22 protein-coding genes, 1 tRNA gene and 2 pseudogenes are annotated in these 24,179 nt (G+C 38.7%); 7 read left to right on the top strand and 18 right to left on the bottom strand.

What is annotated here, in order from left to right; all coding sequences use genetic code 11:
* Positions 1-93 precede the first annotated feature (93 nt).
* The 6 genes and pseudogenes from AABM38_RS12990 to AABM38_RS12965 form a co-directional block, all read right to left on the bottom strand.
* Positions 94-945, bottom strand: coding sequence for a Clp protease N-terminal domain-containing protein (locus AABM38_RS12990; RefSeq protein WP_423406811.1), 852 nt, complete (start codon positions 943-945; stop codon positions 94-96).
* A gap of 59 nt (positions 946-1,004) precedes the next feature.
* Complete coding sequence (locus AABM38_RS12985) at positions 1,005-1,976, bottom strand: multidrug resistance efflux transporter family protein (protein ID WP_423406810.1); 972 nt, start codon at positions 1,974-1,976, stop codon at positions 1,005-1,007.
* Between the two features lie 69 nt (positions 1,977-2,045).
* Positions 2,046-2,973, bottom strand: a pseudogene (locus AABM38_RS12980) (glycerophosphodiester phosphodiesterase family protein).
* 98 nt (positions 2,974-3,071) lie between these two features.
* On the bottom strand, positions 3,072-3,503 hold the full coding sequence (locus AABM38_RS12975) for an RDD family protein (RefSeq protein ID WP_423406809.1): 432 nt from the start codon (positions 3,501-3,503) through the stop codon (positions 3,072-3,074).
* Between the two features lie 26 nt (positions 3,504-3,529).
* Complete coding sequence (locus AABM38_RS12970; protein WP_423406808.1) at positions 3,530-4,915, bottom strand: M48 family metallopeptidase; 1,386 nt, start codon at positions 4,913-4,915, stop codon at positions 3,530-3,532.
* A gap of 479 nt (positions 4,916-5,394) precedes the next feature.
* Positions 5,395-6,477, bottom strand: a complete 1,083-nt coding sequence (locus tag AABM38_RS12965; protein ID WP_423406807.1) for an FUSC family protein — start codon at positions 6,475-6,477, stop codon at positions 5,395-5,397.
* A 191-nt stretch (positions 6,478-6,668) separates the two neighbouring features.
* On the opposite strand from AABM38_RS12965, the gene AABM38_RS12960 reads away from it, so the two are divergent.
* Entirely contained in the window at positions 6,669-8,351 is a 1,683-nt protein-coding gene (locus tag AABM38_RS12960; RefSeq protein ID WP_423406806.1) for a glycosyl hydrolase family 28-related protein, read from the top strand.
* Between the two features lie 395 nt (positions 8,352-8,746).
* On the opposite strand, the gene AABM38_RS12955 is transcribed toward AABM38_RS12960, so the two are convergent.
* The 3 genes from AABM38_RS12955 to AABM38_RS12945 all read right to left on the bottom strand — a co-directional run bounded on the left by AABM38_RS12955 (position 8,747) and on the right by AABM38_RS12945 (position 11,153).
* Entirely contained in the window at positions 8,747-9,451 is a 705-nt protein-coding gene (locus AABM38_RS12955) for a Cof-type HAD-IIB family hydrolase (RefSeq protein WP_423410730.1), read from the bottom strand.
* An 89-nt stretch (positions 9,452-9,540) separates the two neighbouring features.
* Positions 9,541-10,368 (bottom strand): STAS domain-containing protein, encoded by an 828-nt coding sequence (locus AABM38_RS12950; protein ID WP_423406805.1) that lies wholly within the window; start codon positions 10,366-10,368, stop codon positions 9,541-9,543.
* 269 nt (positions 10,369-10,637) lie between these two features.
* Positions 10,638-11,153, bottom strand: a complete 516-nt coding sequence (locus AABM38_RS12945; protein ID WP_423406804.1) for a hypothetical protein — start codon at positions 11,151-11,153, stop codon at positions 10,638-10,640.
* 599 nt (positions 11,154-11,752) lie between these two features.
* Here AABM38_RS12945 and AABM38_RS12940 point away from each other — a divergent pair.
* Both AABM38_RS12940 and AABM38_RS12935 read left to right on the top strand, forming a co-directional pair.
* Positions 11,753-11,941: a hypothetical protein gene (locus AABM38_RS12940; protein WP_335377748.1), complete on the top strand. Its 189-nt coding sequence runs from the start codon at positions 11,753-11,755 to the stop codon at positions 11,939-11,941.
* A complete protein-coding gene (locus AABM38_RS12935; protein ID WP_423406803.1) occupies positions 11,941-12,135 on the top strand; it encodes a YwbE family protein in 195 nt (64 codons plus the stop codon). The genes AABM38_RS12940 and AABM38_RS12935 overlap by 1 nt, the downstream gene beginning before the upstream one ends.
* A gap of 494 nt (positions 12,136-12,629) precedes the next feature.
* Here the strand turns inward: AABM38_RS12935 and AABM38_RS12930 are convergent, their stop codons facing one another.
* Entirely contained in the window at positions 12,630-13,775 is a 1,146-nt protein-coding gene (locus AABM38_RS12930) for a cation:proton antiporter (protein WP_423406802.1), read from the bottom strand.
* Positions 13,776-13,984: 209 nt separating this feature from the next.
* On the opposite strand from AABM38_RS12930, the gene AABM38_RS12925 reads away from it, so the two are divergent.
* Complete coding sequence (locus AABM38_RS12925; protein WP_335377751.1) at positions 13,985-14,878, top strand: YitT family protein; 894 nt, start codon at positions 13,985-13,987, stop codon at positions 14,876-14,878.
* Positions 14,879-14,910: 32 nt separating this feature from the next.
* Here AABM38_RS12925 and AABM38_RS12920 read toward each other — a convergent pair whose 3' ends face one another.
* Together AABM38_RS12920 and AABM38_RS12915 are read right to left on the bottom strand one after the other, a co-directional pair.
* Positions 14,911-15,441 (bottom strand): GNAT family N-acetyltransferase, encoded by a 531-nt coding sequence (locus AABM38_RS12920; protein WP_423406801.1) that lies wholly within the window; start codon positions 15,439-15,441, stop codon positions 14,911-14,913.
* 112 nt (positions 15,442-15,553) lie between these two features.
* The gene (locus AABM38_RS12915) at positions 15,554-15,811 is read right to left on the bottom strand and encodes a DUF1292 domain-containing protein (protein WP_423406800.1); all 258 of its coding nucleotides are present in this window, start codon (positions 15,809-15,811) and stop codon (positions 15,554-15,556) included.
* Positions 15,812-16,033: 222 nt separating this feature from the next.
* Between AABM38_RS12915 and AABM38_RS12910 the strand changes: the two genes are divergently transcribed.
* The 3 genes from AABM38_RS12910 (at position 16,034) to AABM38_RS12900 (ending at position 18,152) form a co-directional block, all read left to right on the top strand.
* On the top strand, positions 16,034-16,846 hold the full coding sequence (locus tag AABM38_RS12910) for a YitT family protein (protein WP_423406799.1): 813 nt from the start codon (positions 16,034-16,036) through the stop codon (positions 16,844-16,846).
* Between the two features lie 380 nt (positions 16,847-17,226).
* Positions 17,227-17,300, top strand: a tRNA-Arg gene (locus tag AABM38_RS12905).
* Positions 17,301-17,507: 207 nt separating this feature from the next.
* Entirely contained in the window at positions 17,508-18,152 is a 645-nt protein-coding gene (locus AABM38_RS12900; protein WP_423406798.1) for a phosphatase PAP2 family protein, read from the top strand.
* A gap of 149 nt (positions 18,153-18,301) precedes the next feature.
* Here the strand turns inward: AABM38_RS12900 and AABM38_RS12895 are convergent.
* The 6 genes and pseudogenes from AABM38_RS12895 to AABM38_RS12870 all read right to left on the bottom strand — a co-directional run bounded on the left by AABM38_RS12895 (position 18,302) and on the right by AABM38_RS12870 (position 24,151).
* Positions 18,302-19,664: pseudogene (locus tag AABM38_RS12895) on the bottom strand (amino acid permease).
* A 111-nt stretch (positions 19,665-19,775) separates the two neighbouring features.
* A complete protein-coding gene (locus AABM38_RS12890; protein WP_423406797.1) occupies positions 19,776-20,123 on the bottom strand; it encodes a hypothetical protein in 348 nt (115 codons plus the stop codon).
* A gap of 76 nt (positions 20,124-20,199) precedes the next feature.
* Complete coding sequence (locus AABM38_RS12885; RefSeq protein ID WP_423406796.1) at positions 20,200-21,030, bottom strand: ABC transporter permease subunit; 831 nt, start codon at positions 21,028-21,030, stop codon at positions 20,200-20,202.
* Complete coding sequence (locus AABM38_RS12880; protein WP_423406795.1) at positions 21,023-21,934, bottom strand: ABC transporter ATP-binding protein; 912 nt, start codon at positions 21,932-21,934, stop codon at positions 21,023-21,025. Before AABM38_RS12880 ends, AABM38_RS12885 begins: the two co-directional genes overlap by 8 nt.
* Before the next feature lie 181 nt (positions 21,935-22,115).
* The gene (locus tag AABM38_RS12875; protein WP_423406794.1) at positions 22,116-23,465 is read right to left on the bottom strand and encodes an ABC transporter permease; all 1,350 of its coding nucleotides are present in this window, start codon (positions 23,463-23,465) and stop codon (positions 22,116-22,118) included.
* A complete protein-coding gene (locus tag AABM38_RS12870; protein ID WP_423406793.1) occupies positions 23,462-24,151 on the bottom strand; it encodes an ABC transporter ATP-binding protein in 690 nt (229 codons plus the stop codon). Before AABM38_RS12870 ends, AABM38_RS12875 begins: the two co-directional genes overlap by 4 nt.
* Between the last annotated feature and the right edge of the window lie 28 nt (positions 24,152-24,179).

Genomic DNA, 24,179 nt, shown 5'->3' with positions numbered 1-24,179 from the left:
TGTCTTGGAGCCTCCTAATACTCCAATCAGGCGATTTTAATGACAAAATTAAAGACCATTCAAAAATGGTCCTTAAGATGTAAAATATATTATTTACTGGCTTACAGGAATGACTTTTGCACTGGAAGACCGTTCATAAAATTCAATTGGACCTGCCCCGCCAATGATGATTTTGGTGTAACCTTGCATCTTCATTTCATATAAGCATTGATGCAGCAATGTGTAGCCGATCCCCTCAGATCGATTGCTCATGGCCACCCCCATTGGACCGAAACAGCCTTCCTGGTTTCCAACATCGTACGCTGCAAAACCGATAATGGCTCCTGCAGGATCCGTGGCTATAAAAATCGATGGTTTCGTTTTATTCAACCCTAACTTAATTGATTCAGTCCATCTTCCTGAAAATTCATTTTCAACAAACTGGATTAATTTTTCAGAATCAGCTGGCCTGACTTTTCGGATGTTCTGATATTTTAATTCTGAACAGGAGTATTCGGTTAAATCCACCATCATGTCTCTTGAAACAGTAGCATTTGAGAGGAGGTATTGTTTTTGTTCCAAAGTTAAATAATCCTCAATATAGCCTGAATTAATTAATGCTCTCAGCACATGCCCTTCATTTAAAAAAATCTGATTGTAACCCTCCATATAGCCGACGGCTTCCTCTAGTACCTGTTTAGTATCTAAGCTGACAGGCATATTAAAATGTTCATGAGAACTATCGGAATTTTGAACCTCTGCTGGAGTTTCTGTATTTCTTATTGCATTTACATTTATTCCAGAATGATGTATGGCCTCTTTTACAGTGAATGAGTCCTGCTCCAGACAGCCAATCAATAAATGTACAGGCAAAATGGATTGGCTGTTTCTTCTTAGGCATTCTGCCTCCGCAAGGACAATAGCGTTAGCCATTTGTTTTGTCAATTTGACCTTTCTATTCCTCATGTCCAAGCCCCATTTCCATAATAACTCTTATATAATTGATAGCTTACTAGTATTGATGTTTAAGCGCTTGCTCGGTTGTTAACCTCTGTGTTTTTTTCTCTGTGAGACTGATAGCTATGCAAGGCCATACCTCCCATTACGATGATGATACCCAGCCATGAAAGTACTGAGGGAAGGGCGATCGATAAGATGGCAATTTCACCTGCCAAAGCGAACAGAACCTCCATCGCCTGGGTTGCTTCGACAGCTGCCAGCTTTTGCATATCTCCCCTCACAAGGTCGGTTGCCTTGAAAAACAGAACAGTAGCAATCACGCCTGAACTAATCGCTACCAGGAGGGATTGAATACTTTGATTCAAAGTTGGCGGTCCTTCCGTAAACAGCCCAAATAATGACAGCATAATCCAGAAGGGCAGACTTGCAAGCGTCATTCCCAAAACTCGCTGGTAGGCATCCAGCCTTCCGTTTGTCACATCCATCATTTTGCGGTTTCCTAATGGATAAGCAAATGAGGCGAACAATACAGGTACTATGCCCATAAGCATCACTTTCAGGCTGATCTGACTTGTATGCTCCCATTGCATTAAGACGATGCCTAAAAGAATGACCACTGACATACTCAAACCTTTAAAAGGTATTTTAGCCCGCGCTTTTATCACTCCATGGTTTGTTTGGATAGTTTCATAAAAAAAAGGGGCAAGCAAGGCGCCAGAGATAATCGTAATTTGCCACGTCCCAGCAATCAGCCAGCCTGGTGAATATGCTGCTGCAAAGGTCAATGGTGCGTAGAACAAACCAAAGCCAACAAAGCTCCACAGCAACCATGCACCTGGACTCTTTTTCATTTCCTTGATTAATTGTTTGAAGTTCTTCCTTGCCAGCACTATCACCATCAGGAATGGAACCATAAAAATATACCTTAATGTCGCGCTCCATATCCAGCTTCCGCCTGATAATTCCATCGACTGGTTCAGCACGAAAGTAAACGCAAAAAAGAAAGCTGCTAAAATGCCTAAAAATATTGGTCCCATTTCCTCACCTCTTGATAGATGTTAATGACCGGTTTTAACCTCTGGTACGATGTTTTGAATTTTGTTTGTTCAGATAACCCCGGAAAAACCTTCAGGCAGACGCTCAAGGTCCTCAGTTGTATCGAATCCTTTAGAGAAGTCCCTGCCGTCTCCACCAACTAGGATTGTTCTTGTATTATTTTTTTCCATTCGGTCTACGAATTTTTCCGGCCATCCCCAAAGCCAGGGGCCTATTTTTTCTGGTATGTGCAGCTGGATATTTTTGCATGATCCCGGAACATTTCCGGTCCAGCCGAATGCCAGGTAAGGCAAAAAACAGCTTTTCAACGATTCTATTGAACTAACACGAGTGATAGGCAACATTGCCTTTAATGCAGCTACAGGCTGGTCGCCTCCATAAACAGAAAGATGTTCTACAGTGTTTTTTAGGATAATGCTTCAGGTAATTGGCCAGCTGCCTTCCTTCCTCATGGTCATCGCTTTTAACATGGATCAGCAGTTCTTTTCCTGAAAAAGTTTTTAATACTTCATCGAGCGTAGGCATTATACCAATTCCTTTACCACGAAACGGATAGGTTTTTCCCTCGTCAGCGGTGTAACCATAACCGATATCAAGCCCCTTCAATTCAGCAAGGCTTTGCTCCCTTGTAAGCCCCTTGCCATTAGTACGGCAATCCAGGGTCCAGTCATGGAAAACAACAAATTCACCATCATTGGTGGGTTGGATATCAAGCTCTGCGATATCTGCTCCTGCTACAAATGCTGCCTCCATTGAAGGGATAGTATTTTCCAGAAAATCGTGTTCAGGCTTATGTATGCGTTCAGCTGTACAAGTATCTCCAGTGATTCCTTCCATTTTGAAGGTCTGGGCAACTCCTCTGTGTGCTAGCAAGAGTGGCTCCTGTTGATTGGACGAAAATAGGCTTGTATTGTTCAGGAAAGCGAATATGACGATAAAGAACAGAAGAATTGTTATTTTTCTTTTTAAAAATTTCATTTGTGACCACCAATCTTTTTCAATATATCATATTAATGGTCAGTATATCACCTGGTTTTCCTAAAGAAAAAACGCCTGGCATCGCCAGACGTCTTCCCTTACATTACCTTCTGTTCGTAATTTATTTCATTTGGTTTTTCATATGTTACATAAGTTCCAGCAATAAAATCATGAATCGCTCTTTTGTCTTTGCGAAGCCCCACCATGAACGCGCTGACGATGACACCGATCCCCAAAGTTAAAAGATAAACTAGGGCAGATACAACTGTGCGCATCAGCATTGTACCAAAGCCAAGCTTCTCTCCATTGACTTTAGCGATTCTGACGCCGACGATTTTCTTGCCAACTGTGTATCCTGTCCATACGACAGGGACAAGCAGAGTATAGAGAAGATTAAGAGTAGATGAAAATCCACTATCCTCGGCACTGCCTGTAACTAAATAACTAATGATGGCAATCGGTATTCCGATAATCAATCCATCTAAAATGGATGCCCCTACTCTTACCCAAAATCCTGCAGGTCTGTTCATGATTATTTTCCTCCTGTTATATGCATTTATTTTAATAAATCTGCAATCTCCTGCTCGCCTGATTGCAAGGCGTGCATTCGAGCAGTCATTCCCGAATAATCTTTGGAGCTGGGGTCTGCACCAAAATCAAGTAATAGTTTAACGGCTTCCATATTCCCGCTGAAAACAGAATAAGTAAGTGCTGTGTAACCACCGCTCGTTTCCTGGTAGTCAGGGTCACCGCCTGCTTCATGAAGCAATTTAATCATAGATGGGTTCCCTGCTTCTGCTGCCGTCATGAAAGGAGTCATCATGTAATCCGTTTCAAAGTTCGGATCGGCTTTCATTTTCAGTAGAAGTTTTACCATTGGCTCATTGCTGTCCTTAATAGCCCAATCTAGAGGCGTATAACCATTATAATCTATAGTGTGGATGTCTTCGCCATTCTCGATTAACTTTTTCGTTTTTGACAGGTCTCCATCGACAACAGATTCAATCAAAGGGGATGAATCCCCTTCTTCCATCCACCCATTTTCTTCGTTTAAATAAGATTCCGAATCAAATAATTTCATTGCGTAATAGCCGCCTGCACCTAAAACTGCAAAAAGAAATAATGAAGCAGCAGCGAATACAATTGATGACTTAGATTTTTTATTATGGATGAAAACTTGGTCCCTTTCACCAAAAAACACACTAATTTCGTTAATCCGTTTTGGCAGCGGCGGATGTGTCGATAACACTTCAGCTAACCAGATAAAAAATCCTTTCTCGTTATTGATCTGATCAAGATATTCAGCTCTGTTGACTTTACCATGCATTGTTTTACCTATGGCCAGGATTGTCAAACTGTTTTTGGCTGCAGAATAATTGCCGGTATAGTAAGCCGCATAACGGTCACACGTAAACTCACAAGCTCTCAGGTACATTTCAGCGATTCCGGGAATCCACATTGATGGGAGTATAAACATCATCTTACCAAGATGATTCCGTTTAATATGGGCGAGTTCATGAGCAAGAACGAAATTAAGTTCCTCTTCCGCACCCTGTTCCATAAAGTCAAAGATCTCCGAATAAACGACCACCATATTACGGCCAAAAAAACGTGTCGCAAAAGCATTAAGTACGCCGCCTGACTGCATAACATAGATATCCGGTATTTGTTTGAAGTCCATCTTTACACAAAGATCTTCAACCGTACTATGAATAAGCGGAAATTGATTCGCACCAATTTTCACACCGTTCAACCGTATGTGGCCGATCATCAAAGCATGCAGCAAAAGTGAGACCGTCATAAACGCCACGATAACGAGAAGTCCAACAACCGATAAAGCAAAAAGAAGATAAGATACAATACTAATACATAATACAATCCAAAAATATTTATTCTCATTTTTATGGATCAGTTCATATTGAGTGTAGGTCTGTGTAGTCATGTTGGGAAGCTCTCCTTTGGCACAATTATAATGATTATAGGGAAAAATAAAGATTTGGTATAGATGTTTTTTATAGGTATATAATACTTTTTTATCCATCTAGCAGAAGCGCCATATAAATGACCCTCTCTAATTTTAAGGAATTAACAGAAAAATACATATGCATTTTTTGTGGTTGAGAAAATGTTAATTGTTTTATTAAAAGGATCTGTTATAGCTGAATGTTGATTTTTAAACCTGTTGATTGTAGTGGAAGGCGCGTAGACTCCTCCGAAAATGCTAACGCATTTCCATCGTGCGTGGGCGGATTCGAGGAAGCTATTCAATGTCCTGCGGGCGCAGCTGGTCAGGTGAGACCTCGCAGGAGCGCAACGACGAGGAGGCTCAGCGCCAGCCCCGAGGAAAGCGAAGCGCCTGGAACGAAAATCACCAGCCTTGTTTAACAGAGTTTATTAAAAAAATGAGGACCATATTGGCCCTCATTTTTTTAATAAAACCCTTGGATTCTTAAGAATCGTTCTTAAGCTTGCTTTTTCAACATGCTGTTTTTTCTTTTGGTACTGATCGATTAAATCATTTAAGCGTTCAAGCTGGAATGCATAATCAAAGATAACTGAGCCAATAATCACGAGGCGGAGTTTATGTTCTCTTTCATAAATCGTATCCTCCATGATTCCTTCGAGGAACTGACCGCTTTCTTCAAGGAGATCTGCCTTATCGATGTCTTTGATTTTTCCCGTATATTTCAGCAAGATCATTTCATGATAATTGATCAATTCTTCAAGATGGTGATCGAACTCCCTCGTTTCCTCTATTTCAGGCCGACTCTGGAAAAAATGATCTTCAATGATATCAAGAAGCTTAAGGCCCTGCTGCAGACAGGCAAGCATCTGTTTAAAAACGACTATTTCCCGGACATCTAATGGTTTGAGCTTCGAAATTTTTTCGCGTTCCTCATCAAGGGTTTTGTAAAGGTCTTCTAATTTGGATACATCTTTTTTAAGCTGACTCCATTGGTTCTGGAATGTTTTTTCAGTCAATTCATTCGATATTGCAGTTCGGATCAGCAATGACATAGTCCTGAAACTTGAATCCATTTTTTCGCTGAAATTTTTATTATAATTCGGTGGAGAGATGATGAGATTCACTAAAAATGCCGATCCCATCCCGACAAGGACAATAATGAATTTATTCCCAGCCGCGACAATCCCCTGGAATTCCTGTGAACTCATCATGACTAACACTGTAATCAATGTTAAGGAAATCGAGCCTTCCATTTTAAGCTTTAAACTTATAATAATGACGATGACCATTACAAGTCCGATGACGATTGGGCTGTTGCCAAACAAGTAAATTGAGCTTACTGCAATAATTGCTCCTAGTGTATTCGCCTGGAATTGTTCCATCACTTGTTTCCATGATCGGTAAATTGAGGGCTGAATCGTAAAAGTAGCGGCAATCGCAGCAAATACAGGAGGTTCCAAGCCCAGCCATTTTGTTATATATAAAGCGAGCACCACAGCAAGCCCTGTTTTTAAAACTCGTGGTCCTAATGTGATCAATCAAATCCCCCACTAATCAAAAGAATTCTTCCATTCTATAATTACCTTGTTCCAAAAAATGAAACACATCTTTATCATACCTGATTTAATTCCTAACATAAAAGGATACGTTAATTCCTTTTGAAAAGGTTATCAGCTATGAGAGCGGGAAATAATAATCATAGCAGCAGCTTTACAAAGGTGGGAATACGATGATCAAATTAGAAAGAAATCACAATCCTAAAATGAATGGGCAACTAATCTCAAAAATTACTGGAAAAGAATCGAATATAGAAGATTTAGTAAATGAAACAAAGGCTCTTTTTCTTGAAGCGAGTAAGGATTATTCTCCTGCGCTTGCCCGTACTTCGACTGTTATATCATCCTTATTCACTAATTTCAGAGCGACCTTAAGAAAAGTTGCTCTGACTAAATCAGCATTCGACGAATTTGACCATTATGATACGATCGTGGATCAAAACGGGAATGTCTATCCAGAATGGATCGAACTTTTAAACGATGAGTATAATCATCTATTAACTGAAATGAATCGAGAGGTTCATATTGAGGATTATGGAGCAGTTGGTGATGGAGTGAAGGATTGTACCGAAGCTTTCCGGATGGCTCTTGGCAAGGGGCGTGTAAAGGTATTCATACCTGAAGGCGTTTTTGTCACAAGAGAAATTAAGCTCCCTTCCTGGACTGCCCTAGTTGGTGCGGGTAAAGGGAAAACGACGATAAAACTGCATGAATCTGCACCTAAAGGCACCAGGCTTGTTACGAATCGAAATCACCGGACAGGTAACCGGAATATTTATGTAAAAGGCATGACTCTTGATTGGAATGTAGAGCGCCTTGGAAACGTGGAGAAGACCAGTACATGGGGGAATCACTCGAGCTGCCTCTTATATGCGAATGTTAAATTTGGCTGGGTAAAGGATATCGAAGGAATCAATCCGGGCCTTCATTGCTTTGATATATCCTCCCCTCTCTACAATTATTATGGTGACGGCTATCGTGCCCGCGGAGGCAGTGAATATATCTGGCTGGATAATCTTACGGGTTATGGTTTTGGTGATGATGGTATCACCACCCATCATAGTGATAATATCTTTATCTCAAATAGCCATATGTGTGATCCTAGCGGCAGGGCTCATAAAAAAGGATTTTCAAATTCGAATGGAATCGAGATTGATGATGGTTCACGAAATGTTTGGCTATTGAACAATTCAAGCGCAAGATGTTTTGGCGGCATAGAAATAAAAGCCCACCATACCTCATCTGCTGCGAACAATGTTGTCATCATTGGCCATATTTCTGTAAATGATAACCGTTCCTATAATTTCCGACACATTGGTCATCATAAGGAAAGTGATCCGGAATCCAAAACGGCGATCAACATAAAAGCAGCCAATATCGTTTCAATTAATCCTATTTATACTGATTTATACGCAAATTCCTCCCCTCGCGCGATGGTAATATCAGCATATAAAAATGTTGCAGTGAATCACTTTTATGTCATCGGAGATCCACAATATGATTATGGGGACGAGCCGGTCATCGCCATTCAATATCGCTCGAGAAATGTGGTTTTCAATAATGTCCATGTCAGTGGCTTTATCAAAGCAAACAATGATATTAGGGTTTTTGGCGGTGAAAATCACGCAGATAATGTAAAAATCCGTAATGTGTTTGTCAGGCATTCAGCCCCTCAAGCGATCCATATTGGAAAAGGAATTGAGAATGCAACAGTTGAGAAAATTGTTGCTGAAGCAGTTAATGGAAAATCCGTAGTTGAAGTGGCTGGAGAAAATGCTCAAATTGCTGAGATTGAAGCAAAAGGATTTAAAGTTGCAGTTGTGCAATCCGGCGCAAAGAACAGCACGATTAGTTAATTTAGATGTTAAAGCGAATCCTTTATGGGTTCGCTTTTATTTCTTTTTTGTATTTGGCTCTGTTAAACAAGGCTGTTGATTTTCGTTCCAGGCGCTTCGCTTTCCGCGGGGCTGGCGCTGAGCCCCCTCGTCGCTTCGCTCCTGCGGGGTCTCACCTGTCCAGCTGCGCCCGCAGGACACTGAAGAGCTTCCTCGAATGGGACCCACGCACGATGGAAATGCGTTAGCATTTTCGGAGGAGTCTACGCGCCTTCCACTACAATCAACAGGGTTTAAAAATCAACATTCAGCTTTAATAGAGCCTTGTTTTTAAGAAACCTATAATGTACCCTTTTTGGAACATTTCTCTTTCACCAATACAAAAAAAGAAGCAGGGCTGACCTGCTTCTTTAGTATTATGAGAGAACCCATTTTTTGATTGCTTGCGCGACTCCGTTTTCGGTGTTTTTTCCTGTAATGTCATCCGCCGCTTTTTTAACTGTTTCCTGTGCATTGCCCATTGCGATGCCTAATCCAGCCTCGGTAATCATGGCAATATCGTTCAAGCTGTCGCCGACTGCCATAACATTTTCCATTGAAATACCAAGCAGGCTGCAAACCTTTTGCAGACCTTTTGCCTTGTTGATCCCTATTGCGTTTACTTCAATATTGACCAGGCTTGAATTACTAATTTCAAAAAAGCCTTTAGCCTCCAGCTCTTTCAGCACTTTTTCACGAATGGCATCTTCTTCGATGTGGAAGCCAAACTTAAGCCACTCTTGTGAAAGGACATCTTCTGGCATTTCGTTGTTCCAGTTATTTTCGGTGCTGATTGCCCAGAACTTCGCGTTGTTCTGTCTGGATAGATCATGCATCCATTGGATATGCTCTGTGGCGACGGGAGTCCGTTCCACAAGTTCTCCATCCGGACCCCAGATTTCACTCCCGTTCACAGTCACGAGGTAGGACGATAACTCCAGCGATAAAACATAATCTTTTGCTGTTTTCAGGCTACGTCCTGTACTTAGAACAACTTTAACTCCTTTTTTCTCAGCATCTTTGATTGCCTGTCTATTTTCATCAGAAACCTCGTGATGTTCGTTTAATAGCGTTCCATCCATATCCAGTGCGATCAGTTTTATATCGGGTTGTTTTTTTTCCAAACTTGTCCTCCAAACTCCTTTTCTAAATCAAGGTGTGAATTATAAGACTAATTATTGTTATTAATACTTTCGATTGCTTGTTTGACAGTTGAGAACGTTTTAATACTAGAGAAATCCACGCCTCCTTCTACAGCAGCCTGAGCCAGTTCAGGTCTCATCCCTGTAGCGATGGAGTCCACTCCCAACAGTCGGAGCACATTATGGATATCGAATACATGCTTGGCAATTGTAGCATCGATTGTAACAATACCTGAAAAATCAATGATCAGACACTGTATTTTTTGTTTGGCAACTAAGGGTACAGCACGTTCCATGATAAGAGTTGCCCGGTCATGGTCCATCTTCCCAACAAGTGGCAAGACCGCGATATTTTCCTGAACGGGGACAACAGGAGTCGAAAGGATATTAACTTCGTCCTGTACTTCCTTCATGAGTTTTGAATTTTGTCTTTCAAATGCAAATACAGTTTCATTAATGCTTATATCCAGCATGTTGTTTACTCTTTTATTAATCCAAATTATGTCCTCGACTTTAAGGTCATGTCTTAAACAAATCTCAGCCATTTTATCAATGAATACAAGTCTTGTTGGCGGATAACGGAGGATTATGTCAGATATTCTTCCCCCTTTTGCTGCTTCTCGTTCCCCATTATTTCTGCTCCATTCAAGCAATGCTTCAGGAGTTGTTTCATCAGATTTTTTAATGGTTTCGCCCAGAAAACCTAAATACTCAGTATAGACTTCAATCGCCTGGTTGATCTCTAACTGTGGTATTTCAACCCCGATCTTGTCGATGATCTTTTCGACCATTTCCTTTGATATTTGTTCGGATTTTTGCTGTAGTTCATTAGCCACCGCTGTAATTGAATTCACCATGGTCACTTCCCTTTTTAAACTCTAATCGTTTAATTAATGATCTCGAATTATCATGTCAAATCCAGTTTTAACAATAGAATACACTTTTATTTAAAAATTATCTTCTCTCAAGCTAATGATATTTGTTAGAGAATACAAAAATAATTACGTTGGCCTAGGAAGATATTACTCATTTTAAGCAGCTAAATGCAAATGATTGAGTGATTAATGATCTTTACGTGAAAAAACACCGGCTTGAATGACCGATGTTTTTTGTTATAGCAACTTTATTAATATTCCTTTGATATTCGGGTGGATTCAAAGAACTCTTTCTCTGGTTTCATCCATTTTGTACCCTTATCAGACACGAGATATATTCCCTTATCTAGATCATAATAGACTTCAATATGAAAAGAACCCACTTCTATTGTACTTTTTCCTCCATAAGGAGTCCTTTCTTTATTCTGGTCTAAGGCTCCATTTATCATGGAAATAATGTCACTGATGGTCTTTTTATCGGTTATTTTAAAACAATCTTTACTTCGCTCGGGCTGTTCGTTAATACAGATTGACTCAGGCTGTTTTTTGATCCATGCTGTTGCAATCATTCTCTCTCTCTTATCAAATATAACTTCGGTCTGATTCTGATTCTTAAAATATCCTGCTCCTATATACAACTCCCATTTCTGCTCTTTTTTATGCCAGGTGGACATGAAGCCAGCCCCATCCTCATTATGATTATCAGAGGACTGGATAGAGACTTCTTCCCATCCGTGTTCGGGGAGAACCTTCTTATAGTAAGCCAATATTTCCTCCCATTGGTCACCTTCAATAACATACTCAGGACTTCCATCAGGGCTTAATCCTTTATATAGAGGAACATCTTTCGAGCGTTCTGGTATAAAACTCTGTCCTGCATAGCGTTCTTCCCGTTCTCGCTGGAAAATAAAAACCCCCCCTGCTACTAAAAGCAAACCCAAAATAACGAGTATAGTTCTTTTCAAATCTAATCAGTCCCCATTATGTTTTACATTAATAATAATGCAAAAAATGGAAAAATTAAATATGCAGTTAGTCTGACTCCTTTTTTTGCGTTGGATTAATTATTATCTAATTCGAGACTAGGTGAATCTTCATACCATTTGTAGCCAATAAAATTTTAGAACAATAGAAAGACCTTATATTTAATGTTCCGGTTTATAAAACAAAGATTCAAATCATTTATCAGTTATTGAAATGAACAGACTAGGTTTATAGATCAACTTAAATAGAAAAGACTGCAGACAACCTTGTTTTTTGAGAATGTCTACAGTCTGAGACCATATATGAAAGGTCCTCATTTCCTTTTTATCTAAAAAGGATTATACTGTATTTACTAAAAAATAATGTCCAGGAGGCACTCAAAATGACAAACAATACTGAAGAACCAAAGAAAAAGTTAAGCTTGCAGGAAGCAATTAAACAACAGCTTGAAAATAAAAAGAAAAACGCAGCTGGTGGTAAAGGCAGTTCTAACCACATGGACCAAACAAAGAAAATGAAGAGCCAGCAGACGAAAAAAGTCAGCAACCAGCGCAGAAAAATGGGTGTGTAATGACCGGACAAAACCGAAAGGACATCACACCAGGTCTAAAAGTGAATATTGTTCTAAAAGAGGATCAAAGATCGGGTAAACTTACAGCAGGAGTTGTAAAGGACATCCTAACGAATTCAAGTACTCACCCACATGGCATAAAGGTCAGGCTTGAAGATGGACAGGTTGGCAGAGTGAAGGAAATATTAAAATAATTAAAAGCATTAAAGGATGATTTCCCTTTAATGCTTTTTTTATTAACAAATATTTTGGCTTTATTAGAAACCGTTGCTACTGTTCTTTGTGGCTTCTCAAAACCATTCTTTCCAGTCATTTTTATAACCAAGAGGTCTTAAGGTAGTCTAAATTTCCTCTTTAGGAGAAAAAGAAATCATATTGGGTTCTGGATTTTCTAATAATTGTCATTGTGTGGAACCAAGCGGTGTCATTGGTGCTTTCTTTTTCCAGTTTTTGTTTATTTAGGTAACCAAGAGACCTTATTGGTGTTCAGATTTTCCAAGTTTTTCTTTTTTAAGTAACCAATAGGTCTTATTGGTGTGTGAATTTTCCAATATTTGTTTTTTTTAGATAACCAAGAGGTCTTATTGATTTTCGGATTTTCCAAGTTTCTCTATTTTAAGTAACAAGGTCTTAGTGGTGTATGGATTTTCCAATTTTTGCTTTGTTAAGTAACAAAGTGAATATATTTTCAGCTTGTCTTCTCCTTCACTTTTTCAACAATTATTTTATTGAGTCTCGGTGCTAATTGGAACAGTATGGTTCCAATGAAGGCGATCACCAAAATATAGATGCTCGCAAACATCTTTAATTCTCCAGTGGCTAGTGCTGCGATTATTACTGAAAACTCTCCGCGTTGCGTTAACGATAAACCCGCTTTTAATGAATAGCTTCTCGGCAGGCCATACCATTGTCCGCCAAAATATCCGACAATCAGCTTATGAACCAATGACCAAATAATCAGGACAACAAGTAACCCTACATGAGGTATATCAGTAGTCAGTTCAATATGGAGCCCGAAATTCAGGAAAAAGAAAGGAAGAAAAATATTCCGTACTGGCAAAGCGACTTTCTCAACCTTATCCTTAATGGATAACTCCGATAGCATCATTCCTGCAAGGAAAGCACCTATTACTTCAGATAAACCAAGGAACATAGCGATACCGCCATACGTTAAAGCAATTCCTGTAATTAAAACGATGAAAATATCATCCTGCTTTATGTCCTTTAATATCGGTTCAGCTTTCTTAAACACTACTCTTGCGAAGAAAACAGCTACTCCGGCAAGCAAGGTTATTTTCAGAATGATGAATAAGAAATCCTTTATTGTAAAGCCTTCACCCGTAAGGCCGATCAGAACAGTAACAAGAATAGGGGCAATCAAATCTTCAAAAACAAGAATGAGGAGCATAAATTCTGACTCTTTATTTTCAGTCCTATTTTTATCTTCAAGGAGTTTAGCGGTGATGGAAGAACTTGTAGCGTAAACGATCCCTCCCACGATTAAGGATGAAATCCAGTCAAGGCCGAAAAGATAACTTATTCCTGCTGTTACAATGATCCCAAGGACAGCGTCAAGCAAACCGCCCTTCCATACTTTCCCGCTATTACGGATGAGCCTGTTAACGGAGAACTTCATACCTAGCAGAAAAAACAACAGAACCAAACCAATCTCTCCAGCAGCCTCTATAACCCTGGATTCATCAAGAAAAGCGGATAAAACGAGACCGAGCAAAATATATAATAATATATCGGGGATTTTAATTATTTTGATGCCGATGATGCCAATTAGGAACAAAACCAGCAGGAAGAGACCGATGGCCAACGTCAAATTCAAAGAGCAACAACACCTTTTCGAAAGTAATAGTAATCCTATGATTAACTTCCCTTTCTTCTACCCTTTTTATTATCATTCCACACTGATAATTTGCCTGCTCTCAAGCTTTAATTCGTTTAGGAACACGAAAATATGATAAAATTAATCTAAGACCACGTATTAAGATAAGCACGTCATGTTCAATAATAGAAATGTTTAAGGGGGAGAAAATGAACAGTATACCAGAACAAGTACTTGTCCAATACCAGCATAAAGGCATTACAAAAACGAAGCTTGCTAAAAGAATTCTTTTTATTATATTAGGTGCTGTGCTAATGGGAGTAGGAATTGAGGAATTCCTTGTCCCAAATAGGATACTTGATGGCGGAATAGTAGGTATTTCGATTATCCTTTCTCATCTATCAGGATTGCGTCTTGGCCTATTTATCTTTATTCTCAATATTCCTTTCTTTTTTATCGGTTATAAACAAATTGGAAAAACTTTTGCCTTATCCACTCTATTAGGAATCACGGTTCTATCCTTGACGACCAGTTTCCTTCACGAGGTACCTGTTTTTACAGAAGACCTCCTTTTAGCGACAGTATTTGGCGGCATCGTTCTGGGTGCTGGAGTTGGGATTGTTATCCGCTACGGAGGGTCGTTAGACGGAACGGAGATATTAGCAATCCTGGCAAATAGAAAATTGCCTTTCTCCGTCGGTGAGATCATCATGTTCTTTAACATTTTTATTTTTGGAACAGCTGGTTTTGTCTTTGGATGGGATCGAGCAATGTATTCGATCCTGACTTATTTTATTGCGTTCAAAACGATTGATGTCGTGATGGCCGGATTGGACGAATCAAAAGCGGCCTGGATTATCAGTGAACAACATAAGGAAATCGGCGAAGCTATCCTGGCTCGTCTTGGCCGTGGGGTTACATATTTGAATGGTGAAGGAGCATACACAGGGGATGACAAAAAAGTAATTTTCTGTGTCATTACAAGGCTTGAAGAAGCAAAATTAAAATCGATTGTTGAAGAGCTTGATGATACTGCTTTCCTGGCTGTCGGCAACATTGCAGAAGTCCGAGGCGGAAGATTCAAGAAGAAAAATATACATTAAAGGAAAAGGAAAGGTGCATGATCATCTTTCCTTTAACATTTCACCTTAGAATAAACATTGGTATCATATGATTGCCCTTTTTGAATAATGTAGTTCTTCAAAACACCCTCCTTTTGGAACCCCAATTTCATAAGCAATGAATTTGATTGAAGGTTCTCGAGAAATACAATTGCACCTATTCTCATTAAATTCATATCTTTAAAACCAAATTCTAATGCTTTGCTAATGGATTCCTGAGCATATCCTTTTCCCCAGTAATCTGGATGGACCTCATAACCAATTTCAGCTCGCCTATTTTTTGAAGACCAGGCATGAAATCCTACTGTACCTATCAATCGACTTTGACCCTTTATTTGAATTCCCCATCTAAATCCTTTATTTTCACTATAATTCATTTTAAATGAATGAATGAGCCCAACAGTTTCTTCAATCTCAGTCATCTTTTCCGAGCCATAGTGCTGCATAACACGATCATCTGAAAAATTTTTAAATAGGTCCTCTGCGTCATCCTCGTTAATTTCTCTGAGTATTAGACGGTTTGTTTCTAATTCTGGAAAGTCCATATATCCTCCTGTTATGAATCATTCTATATTTCTTAATACTCATTTCTTTTCTAGCGAGTAAATGTCCTGCTAATTCAAAGAAAAAGTCGCCCTTTATGGACGACCGATGAATTTATTCTTCTGCTGGCGCAGCATCCACAGCAATTTGATAGGCATCAAGCAAATTGGTTTTTTCTATATCGTTATTCAAACCGACTAAATACTGCTCGCCTCCCTTTTCTTCCACCTTCATCAGAACAGTGCCCTCTCGATCTCGGAGCAATGCAAAGGAGTCGTCTTTCATTTCAAATAGTGCTTCTACTTCATATTGCCTTTGGATTCCATTTTCATCCACTACAGTTACCAGGTCCCGGATTGAATCTTGATCCAATTTTTCATCACCTCCAAGTATTATATAATTTTCCCTTGTATTCTCTTTGTTATGAAAAGGGATTACATTTTTGCCAAGAACATTGGTAAACATAAATTATCTGTTGTAATCATGCTTGCTAAATCAAAATTGTTCATGAATTTAAAATAAACTTTTAAATGCACTTCTATTTTTTCATCTATATAATATTCCTAACGAACATGTTTTTTGGAGGGTGCACTTGTGAAAACAGCAGGAATCATAATAGGATCTTCAATCGTGTCATTCGCATTTAATCTGTTTCTTATTCCTCATGGTATTATGAGCAGCGGGATAAGCGGCCTTTCAATCATTTTATCTATGCTCACCTCCATTAACACAGGAATATTTAATTTTCTCTTGAATTTTCCATTACTGATACTTGGTTATTTTAAATTAGGTCGTAAATTTATTTTCTATACAATACTATCCGTTTTGACCATTTCAATAACCCTTTATTTTATTCCGGTTGTTGCTCTGGCAGAAAACTCAATACTATCTTCTATATTTGGCGGCGCAATTGCTGGATTAGGAATAGGGATTATCTTCCGTTCATCGGGATCATCTGGCGGTTTCGATATTGTCGGAATGCTTTTGACAAGACGAAAAGATTTCCCTATGGGAACCTTGTTATTCGCAATGAATTCGATCGTAATATTGTTATCAGGATTTTTATTTAGCTGGGACGCAGCATTAAATACACTAGTTTCCATTTTTGTTCTTGGTAAAGTTATAGACAAAGTTCATACCCATCATGTTAAACTCACCCTAATGATCATTACCAAAAAAGGTGAAGAAGTTAAACAGCATTTGTTAAAGAATGTTTATCGAGGTGTAACAGTCATTGACTCAGTTGGCGGTTACTCAAACGAAAAAAGTAATGTAATCATTACAGTGATCTCCAGATATGAGCTTACCGAAGTCAAAACACTGATTGAAGAAATCGACCCAGAAGCTTTTGTGAACATTACTGAAACTTTAGAGGTAATGGGACTTTTCCATAGGAAACAACATTAATTTCAGGCTCTGTTAAAGCCCATTGATGTTTTTTATAACCTGTTGATTGTAGTGGAAGGCGCGAAGACTCCTCCGAAAATGCTAACGCATTTCCATCGTGCGTGGGCAGGCTCGAGAAAGCTATTCAATGTCCTGCGGGCGTAGCTGGACAGGTGAGACCCCGCAGGAGCGAAGCGACGAGGAGGCTCAGCGCCAGCCCCGCGGAAAGCGAAGCGCCTGGTACGAAAATCAACAGCCTTGTATAACTGAGCTTAATTTTAAAAACATTCAAGAAGGAGAAATGAGCTCTTCTTGAATGTTTTTTTTATTTTCCATTAAAAATCATCTTGAAATATTATTCATTTCATCATATAATAATTGAGTCGTCAAAATTATATCTTGTCTCAGTAGCTCAGTAGGATAGAGCAACAGTTTCCTAAACTGTAGGTCGGAGGTTCGAATCCTCTCTGGGACACTTAAATAAAGCCTTTCTCTTTTTGAGAAAGGCTTTATTTTTTGGGAAAATGGAACTAAAGTGTATCTTTTGTCGTCTATATAGGTGTTATAGCATAATCGCTCACATTTAATATTACAGAAAAGTGTTATATATCTTCTTTTGGATTAAGATTGATAGTTTGTGGTATTTATAGACCATGACCAATTAAGTTAAAGGGGAAATTTTATGAGAGCAAAAATGAAGGATACTCCATATTTATTATTTTTGCTGGTGATGCCAGCATTAGGATTCATATATAAACTTTTAAATGCAAATCCTCGTGATCCTGTCATCCTTTCTACACACATAGATACTATGATTCCTTTTATACCTGTGTTCATACTGCCTTATATTATTTGGTACGCTTTTATTTTGGGCTACCTGATTTATTTTTGGTATAAAGATATCAGTGTTTATCTCAAGACATTGAGTGTAATTGTTATCGGTGAATTAGTTTGTTTTGTGATTTACTTTTATTTTCAAACAACAGTTCCTCGTCCGGATGTGTCCGGGGATGGCATTTTAACGAATCTTGTTCGAATGATTTATAGTCATGACCAGCCTTATAATGCATTTCCAAGCATCCATGTTTTAACGACATTCGCTATCCTTCTTGGCAATATTAACATTCGGAATAAGCATCTGTTTCACTCTGTTTTTGTACCTGTGATTGGTTCCTTGATTATTATTTCAACTCTTTTTGTAAAACAGCATTATATCCTCGACATGTTTGGATCGATGTTTTTAACCTCATTCATTTATGGAATTGTTTTTGAACTTTATGAACTGAAAGTCGCAGAGAAATCCAATACAGTTTATTTAAAAGAATAGCGAAAGAAGGGCCATCAGATAAGATGGTCCTTTTTGTTGCTTTTATACGAGGTCAATTATTACCGGGGATCCTTGTATTGTACCTTATGGATAATACTCCCTTTCCCTCCCCTTTTGTAAGATACTTGCGACATAGCTATATAAGATGCTTAACTTTCTTTTGTCCATATCTTTTTTTGTAAAACAATTGAAATTATACCGATCACAACGACCACAAATAAACTGACAAAGAAACCCATCCGGATGCTTTTTTCCATCAGTGTTCCACTTACAGCTGCAAGAATTAATACAATGCCTAAGAAAGAAGTGAATTTTCCCCATACTTTCATTTCCAATATTTTAAGAGCGGAAAGAATAATAAATGCCCAATTGTATAAAATCAAGATTCCTGCTGCAGTGGTTATATATTCATAAATTTTCCCTGGCAGCAGCAGGGCTGTTACTATGGACGCGATTAATCCAACAATCGCAAGCAATAGTGAAGGCAAAGGCAATTGCTTCCACCTTTCGATTTTTTTGAAAAAACATTTGGTGCATCTCCGTCTTTCGCAAGGGTTACCAATAATGTGGTCACTCCGAATAAAGAAGCAGTCATTGTTGAAAAACCTGCAATGATAATGGCTGCATTAAAAACATGTGGGAAGAAGCTAAGGTGATATTGGTCAAGGGCTGTAACAAAGGGGCTTTCTTTTTCATTGAATGCACCATGTGAAGCCATGATCACCGCAAGTCCAAGAGCAAGAACATATATGATCATTAATAAAATAAGCATGATGATCCCTGCTTTTGGCGCATCCTCCTTCTTTTTAAGTCTTGTCGCCATTAGTCCAATTACTTCTATTCCTCCGTACGCGTAGAATGCATAAATCAATGAGGACCAAAACCCTTTATAGCCATCAATAAATAATTTGTGAGTTGATTTTGGAATGACCGGTTCTTTCGATTCTAAATTGAACCAGCCCATTAGCGCAGCAATGGCAATGATAATAAACATGATGATAGCTGCTGTTTTAACAATAGCAAGAAAATCTTCCACCTTATCAAAGCCTTTATTTCCGGTTAGCACCACTCCTATGGACAATATTGCAAATCCCGACGCAAATATCCATAAAGGCACTTTAGGAAACCAAAATTGAGCCAATATCGAAAGTGCTGTTAATTGGCTGCCCATAATAAGGATATTTGAGCTCCAATAATTCCATCCACAGCTGAAGCCAGCCCATTTTCCGTAAGCTTTATTGGCATAATAGCAAAAAGAACCTTCTTGCGGGTCCTCAGCAGTCATTTTAGCTAATAAATTGTAAACAATATAAGTTCCGATTGCTGCCAAAATAAATGAAATAACGATAGATGGTCCAGTTATTTTGATACCAATGGCGGATCCCAGAAAAAACCCGTACCTATCGTACATCCAACTCCAATCAATGAAAGCTGCCACCATTTTAAATCCCCTTCTTTAGGAGCAGACCCTTTGCAAGAGTTGCTTGATGGAAAAAAGAAATCCAAGCCCATTACCTCCTTCAACACATATTATCATTCGAGTAATGAAGTTTATTTATGTACAAATTAACGATTATGGGCTAATGAAAAAAAGCCGATTCGTACGAATCGGCTTTGAAAAATTTATTTTTTGCTTTTTTCGGATTCAGAATCATTTTTAAGGCCCGTCATGGTTCTGTACATTTGAGTGTACATGCTTCCCTGTACGATATTTTCCAGGAAGAATTCGCCAATCAACTTTTTATATTCTTCATCCTCAAACATCTTTTTATTTTGCAATTCCATTTCCGCTAATCCTTCATAAGTTGAGATTAGTGCATATGTATGATCTTCACCTGAAATCGGCGATAACAATTCAATCCGATGATCATACTGTTCATTTCGGAAGCTTTGAATCATCCGTAAATTTTTAATTGCAGCAGGAAAATTTTCCTGCTTGATTTCAAATGTTTGAATGACAATAACAGACATAGCCCATCCCCCTGAAAATCATAGATAGGATTAGGATTTTCAAATGGATGCCAACCTATTCATGCACAGTATTCATTTAAATCTGCTGCTCGAATAACCTATTGCGATCGTTGTACTTAGTCATTAATTTTAAAAGCACAAGATTGATAATTAAAAGAATAAATCCAATTAATGACAGAACCACCGGATTCATGACTAAAAACCCTGTTGCCTGACCAACAAATAGGCCCATGATCGGAAGGATCAAAAGTCCGCCCATCTGCTGGGCTTCCTGAAAGCCCTTCGCTCTTGCAGATACAAACACATTCACTAGAATCGTCATGATTGTAATCATAGGTACTACACATAGAATCAGAATAAGCCAGTTTGTGTTCGGGAAAATAAGAAAGCCAAACATATTGTAAGTAAGACTAATCGTGATCATTCCAAATAAAACGAAGCTTATTAAAGTTATTCCAATGGCAGGGATAAATGCCGATAATACTTTCCCTAAAAATAAATCCTTTACCGTGATCGGTGAAAATAACAGGGTTTCCATCGATCTTCTTTCCTTTTCACCGACAAAGCTATGCAAGGCAATCATCATTGCATTTAGAGTTGGGATCAGCAAAAAGATGGAGCCGAACATATAATTGATGACCACAAAGATGATTTGGTGCTTCATGCTAGGCAGGCTGCTGATGAATTCTCCCGCTTTCGTTTCCTGGAGGCCTTTCAGTATATTATCGACCAAATCAGTGAACTCAGGTGATGTAAGAGGAAGATATTTAATAGCTAAAATAAATGCTAATGGAAGGATGACTGAAAAGATAACAGGAAGTAAAATTAACCCCAGCCAGACCTGAACTGAGCTTGTAATTGCTTTAATATCTTTTGAAGCAATAAGCCAAATCAAGCGTTTATTCATTTTTTTCACCTCGAATCTTGAAGTATATCGATTCCAGATCATTATTTTCTATTTCTACATGGTGCACCCATGCATTTCGAATGATCTTTTCCAGCAGAGGAGAAATCGATTCCTTCGATGGTAAGATGAATTGAAGGGTATTCACGCCCACCTTTGTGAAAGGATGACCGCCATATTGATTTTCAACAGGATGTAGATTTGTTACAACTTTTAAAAGGATCTGACTTACATGCCTTGTTTGTAAATCAAGTAAACTCCCTGACTCAATGATTTGCCCTTCATTCAAGAATAAATATTGCTGGCACACGTTTTCAAGCTGATGCAAAATATGCGAACAAAGAAAGATCGTCGTCCCTTGCTTCTCGTTCAGCTCTTTTATAAATTGCAGGACCAGCTTAATTCCTTCCGGGTCTAATCCATTTGTTGGCTCATCAAGAAACAGAATTTTAGGATGATGCAAAATAGCCTTTATAATGCCAAGTCTTCGCTTCATCCCTGTACTGTAAGTACCAACCATTTTATGCTGATGATCGGTAAGCTCGAACTCCTCCAGCAGGTTTTCAATTTGTTTTTTATCATAATGACCATAAAGCTTAGCAAAGAATGTCAGGTTGTCAATACCAGACATTTCATGATATAAGCCGGCGTTTTCCGTGAGGATTCCGCTGATCTTTCGAATTTCATCACCATTTATTTGAGGATCCATGCGGCAAACAGAAAGACGGCCGCTTGTAGGCGTGATGACTCCATTCATCAACCGGATCATTGTGGTTTTTCCAGATCCATTAGTACCTAATAACCCGACAATTTCACCTTCTCTAACCTTCATGGTTACATCTTTAAGGACTGTTTGTTCTGCGAATTTTTTTGATACAGAATCAAGTTCTATCATATTACCTGCCATTCACTTACCTCCATTAAAAATGCTGTTAAATATAAGACGTACTAATCTGATTTTCGTTCAATTTTTATAAAATTATAGATTGAGAGCTTATTTGATTTTAGCAATTAAGTAAATAAATTTAAATAAAATTTTACTTTATAGGAAAATAAAATAAGAACCAGCTTTTGCTGGTTCTTATTAGTTAAAGTTCTCTTCTCATAGCTTGTAATACATCTACTTTTGTTGCACGCTGTGCTGGACGTAATCCGGAAAGTATGGTCACTATATAGCATATGATAAAACTTATGATAGGAAGTGATAAAGGAATATAACTGAACATTAGCCCCTCTGGCGGCTTCTCACCGAATGCCTGTTCAATAATCATTGGTAGTGCGAAATTGACAACAAAACTAATGATATAGGCAACCACTGTACCAATCGCTGCACCTGCTAAGCCGATATAGCTGCTTTCGAGCAAGAATATTTTCTTAATTGTTTTTGGGTTTGCCCCAATAGCTTTCATGATTCCAATGTCGGGAGCCCTTTCAGTAACAGCCATAGTCATTGTGTTATATATGCCAATGGAAGCGATCAGGACAGCTATTGTGCCGATGAAAATAAGTCCTGTCTTGACAATCGTGAACATGATATTTACTTCTTTCAATTCATTTACAACGGAGTAAACTCCATAATTGTCGCCCTCTAATGTATCAGAAATTCCTTTAACAGACTCAAGATCTTTTGCATACACTTTGACCAAATCATACTGATCATTCTTAATTTCAGGGATTTTCATATCGGGGTTATTTGGATCTTTCATCATTCCACGAGGTGTGCCGGTGAAATTTTCAATTTGTGTCAGGATTCCTTCTGATACGAAAACACTATTATCGTACATCCATTCCTTTGTTGGCTTTTTACGAATCCCTGTTACAATAACCTTCAGTTGTTTCTGTACTTCATTATCTCCCTCAAGTTTTACAACATTCAAGGTAATCTCTTTTCCTACAAGACTTTCTTTATAACGGGATTCATTTTTCACTTCTCCTTTTTCATCATAAAGATTTTCTGGATCTGCATCTTTAGGAACTAGACTCTGAACAAAATGATATCCAACAATTACTTCATTTTCAGCCACTGGCAGCTTGCCCTCTGAAAGCTCAAGCCCAGCTTTTGTTTCCGAGGGCATATGTGCTACGACGGTTTCTGCAGAAGTTTGATGCTGTCCGATCTCGTACATCGGAGTCTGAGCTAACCTCTTTTGCCTGATAACTGCCTTAACATCTTCAATTTTCTCAAAGGCATTTACATCTTTGTTCGTCAGCTGACGATATTCCCCGCTTTCTTCCTGTTTTCCATGCACTTCTATTTCGGTAACGATTCTGCGTTCCATCGTTTCCTTCACAATCGATTTATGTAATCCGAATCCGACGGATGCAAGCACAATTAAGAAAGTAACACTCATGGCAGTAGCCAGGATCGTCATAAAAAGCCGAGTCTTGTTCTTTTTCATATTTTGCTGTACGAATTGAAATTGATCCTTCAGCTTCATGCCATTGCCTCCTCTAAAACACGTCCATCTCTTAGTTCGATGGTGCGATGCCCAATCCTGGCGACCTTTTCATCATGAGTGATGATTAAAAAAGTGATGCCCAAATCCTCGTTCAGTTTGATGATGAATTCCAGTAAATCCTCTTCTGTCTCTGAATCAAGGCTTCCAGTAGGTTCATCTGCCAAAATGATTGGCGGATTTACGACCAGTGCCCGCGCAATGCTCACCCTCTGTTGTTGACCACCTGATAGTTCTCCTGGGTAATGATCCTTGTAATCTGATAATCCAACCATTTTCAGCATGTCGTCGGTCCGACTCTTTCGCTCAATTTCATTTATCCCTTTTAAAACAAGAGGCAATTCTATATTTTGGTAAGCCGTCATGCTGGGAATGAGCTGAAAGCTTTGAAAAATGAAGCCAAGTTTCTCAATTCTGAAGTCGGCGAATTTTGATTCATTCATTGAGGATGCTGCCATTCCATCAATGATGATTTCTCCTTCTTTTGCCCTAATAAAACCGCTGACCAAATTAAGCAACGTGGACTTTCCAGAGCCGCTGCGGCCAACGAGCGTAACGATTTCACCTTTCCCTACGTCGAAGGTAACATTTCTTAGTACAGGTATGATTGTCTTGTTTCCTCTCTTCCCAATTTCAAAGTCGTGACTTAAATTTTTGATCGAAATCATATGGCACCCCTTTTCATGCTAATAAATT

Source organism: Heyndrickxia sp. MSNUG, from assembly GCF_049532715.1.
Classification (GTDB): domain Bacteria; phylum Bacillota; class Bacilli; order Bacillales; family Cytobacillaceae; genus Mesobacillus.
The sequence above is the reverse complement of the archived record's forward strand: the minus strand, read 5'-3'. Positions and strand labels throughout refer to the sequence as shown.

Coding starts and splice junctions, on each gene's coding strand:
- AABM38_RS12990 (WP_423406811.1), bottom strand. CDS start 945: ATGAGGAATAGAAAGGTCAAATTGACAAAACAAATGGCTAACGCTATT.
- AABM38_RS12985 (WP_423406810.1), bottom strand. CDS start 1,976: ATGGGACCAATATTTTTAGGCATTTTAGCAGCTTTCTTTTTTGCGTTT.
- AABM38_RS12975 (WP_423406809.1), bottom strand. CDS start 3,503: ATGAACAGACCTGCAGGATTTTGGGTAAGAGTAGGGGCATCCATTTTA.
- AABM38_RS12970 (WP_423406808.1), bottom strand. CDS start 4,915: ATGACTACACAGACCTACACTCAATATGAACTGATCCATAAAAATGAG.
- AABM38_RS12960 (WP_423406806.1), top strand. CDS start 6,669: ATGATCAAATTAGAAAGAAATCACAATCCTAAAATGAATGGGCAACTA.
- AABM38_RS12955 (WP_423410730.1), bottom strand. CDS start 9,451: ATGGATGGAACGCTATTAAACGAACATCACGAGGTTTCTGATGAAAAT.
- AABM38_RS12950 (WP_423406805.1), bottom strand. CDS start 10,368: ATGGTGAATTCAATTACAGCGGTGGCTAATGAACTACAGCAAAAATCC.
- AABM38_RS12940 (WP_335377748.1), top strand. CDS start 11,753: ATGACAAACAATACTGAAGAACCAAAGAAAAAGTTAAGCTTGCAGGAA.
- AABM38_RS12935 (WP_423406803.1), top strand. CDS start 11,941: ATGACCGGACAAAACCGAAAGGACATCACACCAGGTCTAAAAGTGAAT.
- AABM38_RS12925 (WP_335377751.1), top strand. CDS start 13,985: ATGAACAGTATACCAGAACAAGTACTTGTCCAATACCAGCATAAAGGC.
- AABM38_RS12920 (WP_423406801.1), bottom strand. CDS start 15,441: ATGGACTTTCCAGAATTAGAAACAAACCGTCTAATACTCAGAGAAATT.
- AABM38_RS12900 (WP_423406798.1), top strand. CDS start 17,508: ATGAGAGCAAAAATGAAGGATACTCCATATTTATTATTTTTGCTGGTG.
- AABM38_RS12890 (WP_423406797.1), bottom strand. CDS start 20,123: ATGTCTGTTATTGTCATTCAAACATTTGAAATCAAGCAGGAAAATTTT.
- AABM38_RS12885 (WP_423406796.1), bottom strand. CDS start 21,030: ATGAATAAACGCTTGATTTGGCTTATTGCTTCAAAAGATATTAAAGCA.
- AABM38_RS12880 (WP_423406795.1), bottom strand. CDS start 21,934: ATGGCAGGTAATATGATAGAACTTGATTCTGTATCAAAAAAATTCGCA.
- AABM38_RS12875 (WP_423406794.1), bottom strand. CDS start 23,465: ATGAAGCTGAAGGATCAATTTCAATTCGTACAGCAAAATATGAAAAAG.
- AABM38_RS12870 (WP_423406793.1), bottom strand. CDS start 24,151: ATGATTTCGATCAAAAATTTAAGTCACGACTTTGAAATTGGGAAGAGA.